The sequence below is a fragment of the Paludisphaera mucosa genome, assembly GCF_029589435.1.
GTDB classification, from domain to species: Bacteria; Planctomycetota; Planctomycetia; order Isosphaerales; family Isosphaeraceae; genus Paludisphaera; species Paludisphaera mucosa.
In genome coordinates this window covers 3318063-3330372 of the sequence record NZ_JARRAG010000002.1, presented here as the reverse complement: position 1 = coordinate 3330372, position 12310 = coordinate 3318063, and the positions used below count along the sequence as shown (strand labels likewise).

The following is a 12310-nucleotide window of genomic DNA, read 5'->3' as shown; positions in this document are numbered from 1 at the left end:
CGAAACTATGCTACCAATACGAGGGACGAAAACAATACGGCCCGGATCAAGATGAATTTTCGTTCATGGGCCCAGGCAGGCCCACAATCCATAGGCGACCGGCGCGCCGAAGAGGAGCGAATCGAGGACGTCGAGGACCCCCCCGAAGCCGGGGACCGTCGCCGAGGCGTCCTTGCGACCGCAGTCGCGCTTGATCAGCGACTCCATCAGGTCGCCGACCTGGGCGACGACCCCGAGAACCAACCCGAAACCGAGCGCGCCCGGCCAGCTCAGGCCGGTGATCCCCAGTCGGCGGGCGACGGCCTCGACGATCAGGGCGGCGGCGGTCGAGAAGATCAGGCCCCCCACCGCGCCTTCGATCGTTTTGTTGGGGCTGATCGCCGGCCAGAGTTTGCGACGTCCCACGAGCCGGCCGAACGTATAGGCGCCGACGTCCGCCCCCTTGGCCGTGGCGATGAGGAACGCCAAGGGGAGTAATCCGTGCTTGCAGCCGTCGAGCCAGCGCATCTGGACCATGAAGCTGCCCAGGATCCCCACGTAGGCGACGACCAGCAGCGTCCCGGCGATCGCGGCCATGGAGCGACCGGGCTGGTCGTATTTCAGGCTCTCGACGACGAACGTCGCCATCAGCACGGCCGTGAAGCTCAAAAAAGGCCAGGCGAAGACGCTGATGGCCGCACCCGGGTCGAGCACGATCCCGGAGATGGGATCGGACGTTTGGCAGAACTGCGAGATGTGGGGGACCCAGTCGGCGGCCAGGATCGCCAGGAGACCGCCCCCCACGACCGCGGCGGACGGGCGGGCCGGGGTGTGCGCCATGAGCCCGATCAACTCCCAGGCCGTCGCCCCCATGACGAGCGCCGAGAGCACGAACCAGAGGGGGAACCAGGGGGCCAGTGACTGGTCGACGTAGAGGACCAGGACCAATGCGGCGACGATCAGGACGCCGCTGACGACGCGGGTGCGGAGCATGAATCCCAGCGGGTTCCAGAGGGTTCCGGGATGGGGGAGGCCGCGTTCCACGTCGGCGCGGAATGAGGAGCCCCAGCGCGGTCGCGAGACGGATCCACTTTAACCCGCGGAGGTCCCCGCGGCCAGCGAGGAGGCCGGCAGGCCGCCGAACTTCCGCTCGCGGCCGGCGAAGTCGGCGCAGGCCTGGAGCAGGTCGCCGCCCCGGAAGTCGGGCCAGAGCGTGGGCGTGACCCAGAGTTCCGTGTACGAGACCTGCCAGAGCAGGAAGTTGCTGATCCGCATCTCGCCCGCGGTCCGGATCAACAGGTCGGGGTCGTCGGCCCCGGCCGTCTCCAGGTAGCCGGCGAAGGTCGCCTCGTCGAGCGATGCGGGGTCGAGCCGGCCGGCGCGGACGTCCTCGGCGATCCGTCGCGCGGCGTCGAGGATCTCGGTCCGGCCGCCGTAATTGATGGCGAGGCGCAGGGTCATCCCGCCGTTGCCGGCGGTCTCCGCGGTCGTCCGGTCCATCTCGGCCAGGACCTCCGGCGGGAGCCCTTCGCGGCGGCCGATCATGCACACCCGGACGTTCTGCTCCATCAGCTCGGCGCGCTCGGCGACCAGGAAGTGCCGAAGCAGCCGCATCAGGAACCGCAGCTCGCGCGGGGGCCGCTTCCAGTTCTCGACCGAGAGGCAGTAGAGCGTGAGCTGTTCGAGCCCCAGCCGGACGCCCTCCTCGACGACCGACCGGACGCTCTGGATGCCGCGGCGGTGGCCGACGATCCGGGGGAAGCCCCGGGCCTGCGCCCACCGGCCGTTGCCGTCCATGATGATCGCGACGTGGCGGGGGAGCTGCTCGGGCCTGAGGCCCCAGGCTTCCAGCCGCGCCCGGCCCTCGTCGGTGATGTTCAGCGGCGGTCGGTCGTCTGCTCGCATAGGTCGTCTTGAGCCCATTCCGTCCGGGGAATCCTTGCCGTCGGCGACGCTACGGGATCGCGCGAAGCGGCGAGCCGCGATCGTTCCCTCACCGATCCCGCGGGACCAGGATCGTCTGGCTGCGATCGGGGCCGACGGAGACGATCGACGCCGGCACGCCCACGACGCGGCCCAGGAATTCGACGTAGTCTTTCGCGTTTTTGGGCAGGTCGTCCCACTTCCGGGCGGCCGTCAGGTCCTCGGTCCAGCCCGGCAGGGTCTCGTAGACCGGCCGGCAGCGTTCCAGGTCGGCCAGCGAGGCCGGCAGGACGTCGACCTTCCGGCCGTCCCGCTCGTACGAGACGGCGACCTTCAGCTCCTCGAGCCCGCTGAGGACGTCCAGCAGCATGACGGCGATCTCGGTCGAGCCGCTCACCCGGGCCGAATAGCCGGTGGCGACGGCGTCGAACCAGCCGCAACGCCGGGGGCGGCCGGTGACCGTCCCGTACTCGCGGCCGATGCGCCGGATCCGCTCGCCGATCTCGTTGTCCTGCTCGGTGGGGAAGGGCCCGCCGCCGACCCGGGTGGTGTACGCCTTGACGACGCCGATCCAGCGGTCGATGAACCGCGCCGGCACGCCCGAGCCCGGGGCGGTCCCCACGGCGCTGCTGCTGGAGCTGGTCACGTACGGGTAGCTGCCGTGGTCGACGTCGAGCAGCGAGCCCTGGGCCCCCTCGAACATCAGCCGACGGCCCTGGGCGACGGCCTCGTGCAGCTTGGAGGTGGCGTCGCAGACGAAGGAATGGAGCTGCTCGGCGTGGATCAGGTACTCATCCGCCACCCGCTCGTCGTCGAAGGGCTCGAAGTCGGGGAGCATCGCCGTCAGCAGCCGGTTCTTGTAGTCGACGATCCGCTTGAGCCGCTCGCGGAACTCGGCCGGCCGGTACAGGTCGGCGACGCGGACGCCGTGGACCCGGCCGACCTTGTCCTTGTAGCAGGGGCCGATCCCCCGGCGGGTCGTCCCCAGGTGGTCGGCCGCGGACGAGGATTCCTCGGTGAGCCGCTCCTCGGCGAGGTGGTAGGGGAGGATGACGTGGGCGCGATCGCTGATGTGCAGCCGGCCCTCGAACTTCACCCCCTGCGCCCGCAGCGCGTCCATCTCCTTGAGCAGCGCCGGGGGGTGGATCACCACCCCGTTGGCGATGACGGCATGGACGTGATCGCGGAGGATCCCGGTCGGGACCAGCGAGAGCTTGTACGTCACCCCTTCATGGACGACCGTATGCCCGGCGTTCGCGCCCCCCTGATAGCGGACCACCACGTCGTGGTTGTCGCACAACAGGTCCACGATCTTGCCCTTGGCCTCGTCTCCCCACTGGAGGCCGACCACGCACGTCGAACCCACGGCGCACACTCCCGAGCAGACCGCGACCCGGTGGTCGCTTGGTATCGTAAAGTCACAAGGTACACGCCGCGGTCGGCCCCGTCAATGCGCCGGATCCGCGGCCTTCCGGGGCCGTCGGCTCATCCCATGGCGGTGCGGAACTCGTCGAACAGGTACTGGCTGTCGTGGGGGCCGGCCGAGGCCTCGGGATGGTACTGGACGCTGAAGACGGGCAGGCGGGTGTGCCGGAGCCCTTCGAGCGTCTGGTCGTTGAGGTTGACGTGGCTGGCGATCACGTCGGCGGGGAGCGTGGACGGGTCGACGGAGAAGCCGTGGTTCTGGGTGGTGATCTCGACCTTCCCCGAGGCCTCGTTGCGGACCGGGTGGTTCGCCCCCCGGTGGCCGAACTTGAGCTTGAAGGTCTGGGCGCCGAACGCCTGGCCGAGGAGCTGATGGCCCAGGCAGATGCCGAAGATGGGGATCCCGCGCGAGTCGGCGGCGGTCTTGATCAGGGCCTTGATGGCGTCGGTGGCCTCGACGAGCGGGCGGGGGTCGCCGGGCCCGTTCGAGAGGAAGACGCCGTCGGGCTGGTGCTCCAGGACGCCCTCCGCCGGGGTCGACCCGGGCACGACCGTGACCCGGCAGCCGATGTCGACGAGATGGCGGGGGATGTTCCACTTCATGCCGAAATCCATCGCGACCACGTGCGGCCGTTTGGCGCCGGCCGCCACGGGATGCGCCCCCGTCCCGCCCCGGCCCGAGGCGTCGAACAGGAACGACGGGTCCAGGCCCGGCTCCCAGACGGTCGCCTCGCGGGGCATGACCTCGCGGGCCAGGTCGCGGCCGACCAGCCCGGGGCTCTTGAGCGCCTTGGCGACGAGCGAGGCGTCGTCCAGGTCGGTCGTCGAGAGGATGCCTCGCAGGGCGCCCTGGACCCGCGTCAGCCGCACCAGCGCCCGGGTGTCGATCCCCGTGACGCCCACGACGCCGTTCTCGGCCAAATAGGCTTCCAGGGACGACTCCGACCGGTAGTTGCTGACCCGCGGGCTCAGCTCGCGGACGACGAAGCCGCGGACCCAGGGGCGGCGGCTCTCGGCGTCGGCGGCGTTGACGCCGTAGTTGCCAATCTGGGGATAGGTCATCGCCACGATCTGGCCGTGGTACGACGGGTCGGTGAGGATCTCCTGATAGCCGGTCATGCTCGTGTTGAACACGACCTCGCCGTCGATCTCGCCCTGCGCCCCGAACGAGCGGCCCGTGAAAACCGAGCCGTCTTCGAGCGCCAGTTTCGCCGTTCCCATCGTCGCTCCCGGGGCCGTGCGCCGGCCCTCTCCTCCCGAATCCCCGCGAAATCCCGTTTTTCGAATCCCCACGATTCTAGTCGCGGGACGCCCCGGGCGTCGAGGCGATTCGTCGCGCGACGGGGTCGAGGAACGCCGCCGCGACGCTGGCGATCCAGACGACGGCCGCCAGGGTCGCGGCGAGGGCGGTGCCGGCCTCGGGCCGTTCGCGGAGCAGGAGCACGGCCGGGCCGATCGTCGCCGCCTGCGTCGAGGAAGCCAGCAGCACGGCCGGCGCGACGTTGACGGCGGCGGTCGCGATCGTCGCCGCGGCGGCCCGCCACCTCCCCGCGTACGACGAGGCCCGCGCCCGCCGCCGCGCCCGGCCCCGGCCCGCTTCGACGCGGCCGTCCTGGCGGGAGCGGGCCGGGACGGCCCCCGAGGCGTCGCCCTCGCGGCGGTCGTCGAGCCGCGCCGACACGGTCGCCAGCCAGACCGCGAGCGTCGCCGCCGCGAGCGGCAGCCGGTCGCCGGCCAGCCACTCGGCCAGCGCAGCCGGGGCGGACGCCGACCGGCCGGCTTCGGGGTACGCCGCCAGCCACAACCGCAGCAGCCGGCCAAGGGCCAGGGTCACGACCCCCGCCACCAGGGGAGGCGGCGCGGCGGCCCGTGCGAGCCTCCGGAACCGCCCGGACGCGGCCCCGCCGGCGCTCGACTCGAACCAGCCGACGACCCGGTCCGAAACCGCCGTCAGCGCCGCCACCGCCAGCCCCAGCACGAGCGAGCGGACGAAGATCCGACCCATGGCCGGATCGGAGAGCCGTGGGAGGATCGCACCCGCTGGCGCCGTCGTCGCGAGCCCGACCAGCGGGGCCGCGGCCAGGACCGCGAGGATGCCCATCGCTGCGAACACGGCCAGCGTCCGCGCCCGCGAAGCGACGGATCGCTCGCGATTCCCGGCGGGGTCGCGACGAAGCGTGATCGTTCGTCGCGACGGGCCGGTCCAAAGCCGGAGGACCGTCCGGGCGGCCGCGCAGATGATGACCGCGATCAGGCCCAGCACGGCGAGCCTCGGGAAGGGCTCGTCGTCGAAGGCCGTGGTCACGAGCTGATAGCCGAGCGACCGCCGCAGTCCGAGGACCAACGGCGGCCCCGGATCGGCCAGCGTCGCGGCGAAGACGAGGCCGCCCACGCGGCCCATCTCGGGGCGCAGCAGGGGCCAGGCGAGCCGTCGCCATCCCCGGGTCCCCGCGCCGCCGGCCAGCACGGCGGCGTCGCGCCACGACGGATCGAGGCGATCGAGGGCCGTCGCATAGGCCAGCGCGGCGATCGCCGCGCCCGGGAGGACGGCCGCCCCGAGCCACGCCAGCCAGGCCCAGTCGCTCGGCAAGATTCGCGAGGCCGATCCCGCCCGTTCGAGCAGGCCGGCCCAGGCCGGCCCGGCGTTCGCCTCCACGAGGCTCGACGCGCCCAGGGCCAGGGCGACAGGAGGCGTCGCCGCGACCGCCGCGAGCAGGGCGAGGGCGAGGGCTCGAAAGGGAAACCCCCGGTCGCCGATCAATCGGCCGATCGCGACGCCGGCGACCATCGAGGCCAGCGTCGCCAGGCCGGCCGTCGTCGCGCTGTTGCGCAGGCAGGTCCAGACGTACGGGTCGAGCGCCGCGACCGCGACGGGGAAGAGGGACGCGCGGGCCTCGCCGCCCGGCCCGCGATCGACCAGCGCGCAGACCCCGAGCGCGGCCAGGGGCCCGACGACGAGCAGTCCCAGCGCGATCGACGACAACCAGCCTGCGACGAGACGAATCAACGATTTCCCCGGGGCGATCCGAGCGGCCTTCGGACGGCACATCCTAGCAGGCCTCCGACGCGGCAAGCCAGTCGCCAGCGTTCGACGCGCCTCCTACGATCCGCCGCCGACCGCGAACTTGCCGGGCAGCAGGGTCACGTTTTCGGGGGCGATGGAGAGCGTCACGCCCTGGCCCTCGCGGACGTGCGCCGACTGGCTCTGAAGGGCGATGGCGGTGACCGGCCAGTCGCCGGGGCCGCGCAGGAGGATGCGGCGGGTCGAGCCCAGGAAGGCGATCCGCTCGATGGTCGCGGGGAACCGATTGGCGTCGCTGGGGACGCCGGGGCCGAGCGAAAGGGACTCGGGGCGGATGGAGATGGTGACGGGGGTGGTCGCCGAGAGCGAGGGGAAGCTCGTGCGGGCGACCAGCCGGCCGACCGGCGTGCGGACGACGACCTCGCGGCGGGCCGGGTCGTGGCTGTGCCCGTCCACCTGGCCCTGGAGCAGGTTCGTCGGCCCGAGCAGCCGGGCGACGAAGACGTCGACCGGCTGGTTGTAAAGCTCCTGGGGCGTGCCGCTCTGGAGGATGCGGCCGAGGTCCATCACGGCCAGCCGATCGGCGCGGGCGAGGGCCTCGGGGACGACCGAGGTCAGCAGGAGCGTGGTGAGCCCCGCCTCGATCCGGGCGCGGCGGATCTCGTCCCAGGCCTCCTCGCGGCCCTGGGGCTCGATGCCGGCGAGGGGCTCGTCGAGGATGAGCAGGTCGGGCCGTGCGATCAGGGCTCGGGCCAGGGCGACGCGGAGCGACTGGCCCGGGGTGAGGGCGTCGGGGCGGACGTCGGCGAGCGTGTCGACCCGGAGCGCCGCGAGCGTCTCGTCGACCCGTTGTCGACGCTCGCGGGCGGGGACGCCCTGGGCCTTGAGCGGATAGCCGACGTTGTCCCGGACCGAGAGGCCCGGCCAGAGGGCGTGGTCGCGGAAGACCATGCCGACGCCGCGCTCGCGGGCCGGCACCGCCTGCACCATCCGCTCGCCCAGGTAGATCTCGCCGTCGTCGACCGAATCGAGGCCGGCGAGGAGCCTCGCGAACGTGGTCTTGCCCGCGCCCGGGGGGCCGAGCAGGCACGTCAGCTCGCCCGGGGCGAGTTGCAGCGACGCGTGATCGACCGCGGCGACTCGGCCGTAGCGCTTGACCAGACCTTCGGCGATGACGCGGATCATGACTCGCTCGGGACGGGCGGGGGGACGGAGGGCGTCGCGCCCGATGCCGCCAGCCGCGCCACCCAACGGTACCGCTGGCGGGCCCACTGCGTCCATTCCGCCCTAAGCCAGGCCCGGAATCGGGGCTCTCGGACGAGCCTGCCCCGCTCGACGGCGGCGACCTCCGCCAGGACCGCGCGGTCGAGGTCCCGGCTCGGCTTGAGCCAGCTCTGCGCCAGCCAGAGCCGCAGGCTCGGCTCGGGCGCCACCTGGCCGGTCAGGGTCTCGACGAGGGTCAGGCCGGCCTCGCCTTCCTTCCGGAGGAGCTTCTCGATCGACGCCGGCGGCCACGGCGGCGGCTGGGTCAGCCGCTGGACGGCCCAATCCGGCGAGCCCGCCTTGCGGACGGCGGCGACGGCCGTCGCCAGTTCGTCGCGGGCGTCGACGAGCGTCGCGCCAAGCAGGTCGGCGGCGAGGCCCTCCAGGTCTGCGGCGCCGCCCGCGGCCGAGGCCGCCTCGAACTCGGGCCCGGTCCGCGCGCCCTGGTCCGCGACGAGGAACTTCAGGAACGCCCGCGCGGCCTTCGCTCGGAGGGCTCCGCGGGGGATCGCCGCCGCTTCCTCGTAGACGACGGACGAGGCTGCGGTCGCAGCCAGCCGGACGACGGACCGCTCGGCCCGCCCCCGGTCGACGGCCGCGCGTGCCGACGTCCCCCGCCAGCCGGCGGCGACGTCGGCCGAGCCGTAAAGGTCGACGAGGGCCGCGTAGCCGGCCCGCCAGCCGCCTTCCTCGGTCCGCCCCAGGCACCAGGCGAGGGTCGCGGGGTCGACGCGGGGATCCGCCAGCGCCAGGCGGGCGGCGGGAGCCGTCGCGTCGAGGAGGCCGACGGCCGTGCGACGGGCGACGACCCAGTAAGGTCGCGGGGCGCCGTCGCCCAGGCTCTCCAGCCGCTCGCCGACGGCGAGCCGGGCGAAGTCCGCGACCGGGCCGCCCAGCAGGACGTCGGGCGCGGGGTCGAGGCGTCGCAGGGCGTCGGCCGTCGGCTCGTCGTCCGACGTCTCGACCCAGGCGATCGCGACGGCGTCGCCGACCGCCTCGGCCGGGTGCTCGCGGAGCCAGCCTGCGAAGCCCTGGGCGAGCCGCGCGCGGTCGTCTCGCGGCCAGGAGGTCGCGATCCGCAGGGCGTCGCCGCGATCGGCTCGGCCCAACCCGCCGGAGCAGCCGGCGAGGCCCGCGGCCAGCCACGCGGCCGCCGCCAGGCCTCGCCGAGAGGTCGAGTTTTTGAAGGGTCGCATGGACGCCTTATTGCCGGGGCGCGGCGTTGGCCTTGCCCAGCTCGACGGGGATCTTGACCTCCTGGCCGTCGCGCTTGACCAGGACGTCGACGACCTCGCCCGGCTTGTAGCGGCCGAGGCTCTCCATGTAGTCGTAGATCGTGGCGATGGGCTTGCCGCCGATGGCGATGATGACGTCGCCTCCCTTGATGCCGGCCTTGGCGGCGGGGCCGCCGTCGCGGACGTTCGACAGCTTCATGCCCGCCTTGGATTCGTCGGCGTAGTCGGGCATCACGCCCAGCGTCACGCTCATCCCGGTCGAGGCCGACTGCGAGGCCCCGGCGTTGTGGCGGGGCGTCGAGATCCTCGTGAATTCGGGCCGTTCGGGGCGGCGGACCAGGTCGAGCAGGATGAGTTCGACGTAGTCGGCGATCCGCGCCATGCCGCCGTAGTTGATCTTCTGCCAGTCGTCGCTCGGCCGGTGGTAGTCGGGATGGATGCCCGTGAAGGCGAAGAGCACCGGGACGTCCTTGGCGTAGAACGACTGGTGGTCGCTGCCGCCGAAGCCGTCGGTCATGCCGGCGACCTTCTTGATCGTCATCCCCGAGTCCTTGCCGAGCACGTCGACCAGCTCGGTGAAGCCCGGCGAGGTGCCGGTGCCGATCATGGTCAGCTCCTTCTTGTCGTCCATGCGGCCGACCATGTCGAAGTTGACCATCGCGACCGTCGAGGCCAGCGGGTAGAGCGGGTGGTCGACGTAGTACTGCGAGCCCAGCAGCCCGCGCTCCTCGCCCGAGAAGCCGATGAAGACGATCCGTCGCGCCGGCGGGTCGCGGCGGGCCCCCAGGCGGCGGGCCAGCTCCAGGGTCAGCGAGGTGCCCGAGGCGTTGTCGTCGGCGCCGTTGTGGACGTCGGTCGACAGGAAGGCCAGCGAGCCCGAGAGCAGGCCGCCGCGGCCCAGGTGGTCGTAATGGCCCCCGACGACGATCGTCTCGCCCGACTTGGGGCCGGCCCCTTCCAGGACGCCGACGACGTTCTTGGTCTCGACGGCGGGCCGGTCGATCGTGACGCGGCCGGTGAGCGTCACCCCCTTCAGCTCGCGGGAGAGCGGCTTCAGGTCCTTGTCGATCCGCCCTTCCAGCTCGGCCAGGGTGGGCTCTCCGGCGGCCTTGAGGAGCTTGTCGGCGAAGTCGCGGGTGACGTGCACGACCGGCAGCTTGGTCTGCGACTCGCTGCCCGCCGAGCCCAGGTTCAGCAGGACGTCGCGGTCGGACCCGAGGCCGGCCAGGTCGTTGACGACCAGCAGCATCGCGGCCCCGTGCTGGAAGGCGTTGGTGGCCTTGTGGCGGAAGGTGGCGAAGTCGCTGGTCTTCTTGCCGTCGAAGGGGCTGGCCTCGTCGTTCTGCTGGGGCTCGCGGCGGATGACCAGCACGGCCTTGCCGGCCGCGTCGACGCCGGCGTAGTCGTCGTACTTGAGGTTCTTCTCGGGCCTGTCGGCCGTGATCCCGTAGCCCGCGAAGACGATCGGGGCCGCGTCGAGCGCGCCGGTGGAGCCGATGGCGAGGGCGTTGAAGTCGGCCTTGGCCACCCCGCGGATCACCGCGTCGCCGGCGGCCTTGGCGATCAGGTCGGGCGTCTCGCCCAGCCGGGGCTGGCCCGAGATGGTGAACTTCTGGAAATAGCCGTCGCCGCCGGCCGGGGGCTGGAGGCCGGCGTCCTTGAACTGCCGGGCGATGTACTCGGCCGAGGCCTCGATCCCCTTGGTCCCGGGGGCGCGGCCCTCCTGGGCGTCGTCGGCCAGGAACGACACGTCGTCCTTGAGACGGGCCTCGGCCGGGGCGACGAACGTCGAGGCCGCCGCGGCCGTCGGCGCGTCCGAGCCGGCCCCGACCGGGGCCTGCGCCCGCGATCCGACGACGGCCGGGCCGAACGTCAGGGCCGCGATCGTCGCCAGGCCCGACGCGACCCCCGTGACCCGCCGCAGTCCACCGTCGCGATGCATCATCTCCGCTGTTCCTTTCTCGTCGCCGTGTTCGCCCAGGATGGATCGATTCTCGGGGCCGGGGTCGGCAGGGTCAAGCCGTCTCAGGACCGCCGCCGACGCGTTGCACCCCCGCCGACGGCCCGATACACTGAACCGCGACGTGGCTATGACAGTTGTCGCGTACGGCGGGGAGGCTCGGGACGATGATCGCAACGATCCGGCGGCGACGGTTCTCGCGGTGGTTTTCGGCGCTCCTGTTCGCCGCGGCCTCGGCCGGCCTCGGGCCGGCCTCCGCCCAGGAGGCGACCGACGCGGCCCTGCGCGACCGTGTGGCCCAGCTCGTCGAGCGGCTGGACGCGGAGAAGCCGGAGGCCCGCGACGCGGCCGAGGCGGCGCTCAAGAAGCTGGGCGCGAAGATCCTGCCGCTGCTCCCCGACGCGGCCGGGCCCTCGAAAGAGCGCTCGGAGCGGCTCGCCCGGGTCCGCGAGGCGATCCACGAGGCCGGGGCCGACGCCGACCCTTCGAGCCCGTCCAAGGTGACGATCCAGGCCCAGGGGATCCGCCTCAGCGACGCCCTCCAGCAGATCCAGAAGCAGACGGGGAACCCGATCACCGACCTTCGCGAGCAATACGGGGCGGAGGCCACGAATCCCTCGTTCGACCTCGCCCTGAAGGACGTCCCCTTCTTCCAGGCCCTCGACGAGGTCGCCCGGCTGGCGAACGTCGCGCCCACGGCCTTCACCGGCGACGGCACGGTCGGGATCATGGCGGCCGACGCCGCGGCGTCGGCGAAGCCCCCCGCCGAGTACGTGGGGCCCTTCCGCGTGACCCTCAAGCAGGTCGCCCAGCAGCGCGACTTCCAGGCGGGGACGTCGTCCGCCAATGCGATGTTCGAGATCTCCTGGGAGCCCCGGATCCGGCCGATGCTGCTGGCGATCAAGGCCGATGCGATCGAGGTCAAGGACGACCAGGGGCGCGTGGTCAAGCCTCAGGTGACGACGGAGTCGACCGACGTCGTGCTCCGGCCCGAGAACCCCGCGGCCGAGGTCAACATCAACCTCGCGGCGCCCGACCCTTCGGCGGTCAAGCTCGCCACGCTCCGGGTCAAGGCCGAGATGACGCTCCCCGCCGGCGTGAAGACCTTCCGCTTCCCCAGCCTCGCCCAGAAGAAGACGATCCAGCAGGGGGACGTCGGCGTGACCCTGGAAGGCGTCGAGGTCGACGAGCAGGTCTGGAAGGTGGGCGTCGTGCTGAGCTACCCCGGCGAGGGGCCGGCGTTCGAGAGCTACCGCCAGGGCCTGTTCAACAACCGCCTCTGGCTCCAGAAGGCCGACGGCTCCAAGTTCGAGCAGAACGGCGGCTTCTCGAACACCGGCAGCGACGGCGGCCGACTGGGCTTCGAATACCTGTTCGTCGACGCGCCCGGCAAGCCCGAGGATTACCAGCTCGTGTACGAGACCCCCAGCCGGGTCGTCGCCGTGCCGCTCGATTTCACGTTCAAGGACGTCCCGCTCCCCTGACCGGGGTGGCGCGGGGGCG

General features: G+C 72.4%; 9 protein-coding genes. 1 reads left to right on the top strand and 8 read right to left on the bottom strand.

Annotated features, from left to right (window positions below; translation table 11 throughout):
- Positions 1–63: 63 nt before the first annotated feature.
- From PZE19_RS22530 to PZE19_RS22495, 8 genes are all read right to left on the bottom strand, one after another.
- Entirely contained in the window at positions 64–972 is a 909-nt protein-coding gene (locus PZE19_RS22530) for a phosphatidate cytidylyltransferase (protein WP_277862853.1), read from the bottom strand.
- Positions 973–1071: 99 nt separating this feature from the next.
- Complete coding sequence (gene uppS / locus PZE19_RS22525) at positions 1072–1884, bottom strand: undecaprenyl pyrophosphate synthase (protein ID WP_277862852.1); 813 nt, start codon at positions 1882–1884, stop codon at positions 1072–1074.
- Positions 1885–1972: 88 nt separating this feature from the next.
- Positions 1973–3268: an adenylosuccinate synthase gene (locus tag PZE19_RS22520; protein ID WP_277862851.1), complete on the bottom strand. Its 1296-nt coding sequence runs from the start codon at positions 3266–3268 to the stop codon at positions 1973–1975.
- A 119-nt stretch (positions 3269–3387) separates the two neighbouring features.
- Entirely contained in the window at positions 3388–4548 is a 1161-nt protein-coding gene (gene carA, locus PZE19_RS22515) for a glutamine-hydrolyzing carbamoyl-phosphate synthase small subunit (RefSeq protein WP_277862850.1), read from the bottom strand.
- Between the two features lie 76 nt (positions 4549–4624).
- The gene (locus PZE19_RS22510; RefSeq protein WP_277862849.1) at positions 4625–6334 is read right to left on the bottom strand and encodes an ABC transporter permease family protein; all 1710 of its coding nucleotides are present in this window, start codon (positions 6332–6334) and stop codon (positions 4625–4627) included.
- A gap of 93 nt (positions 6335–6427) precedes the next feature.
- The gene (locus PZE19_RS22505; RefSeq protein WP_277862848.1) at positions 6428–7534 is read right to left on the bottom strand and encodes an ABC transporter ATP-binding protein; all 1107 of its coding nucleotides are present in this window, start codon (positions 7532–7534) and stop codon (positions 6428–6430) included.
- Positions 7531–8808, bottom strand: a complete 1278-nt coding sequence (locus PZE19_RS22500) for a type 2 periplasmic-binding domain-containing protein (RefSeq protein WP_277862847.1) — start codon at positions 8806–8808, stop codon at positions 7531–7533. Before PZE19_RS22500 ends, PZE19_RS22505 begins: the two co-directional genes overlap by 4 nt.
- A 7-nt stretch (positions 8809–8815) precedes the next feature.
- A complete protein-coding gene (locus PZE19_RS22495) occupies positions 8816–10792 on the bottom strand; it encodes a M28 family peptidase (protein WP_277862846.1) in 1977 nt (658 codons plus the stop codon).
- 182 nt (positions 10793–10974) lie between these two features.
- Here PZE19_RS22495 and PZE19_RS22490 point away from each other — a divergent pair, with 182 nt between their 5' ends.
- The gene (locus PZE19_RS22490) at positions 10975–12291 is read left to right on the top strand and encodes a hypothetical protein (protein ID WP_277862845.1); all 1317 of its coding nucleotides are present in this window, start codon (positions 10975–10977) and stop codon (positions 12289–12291) included.
- The last annotated feature ends 19 nt before the right edge of the window (positions 12292–12310 follow it).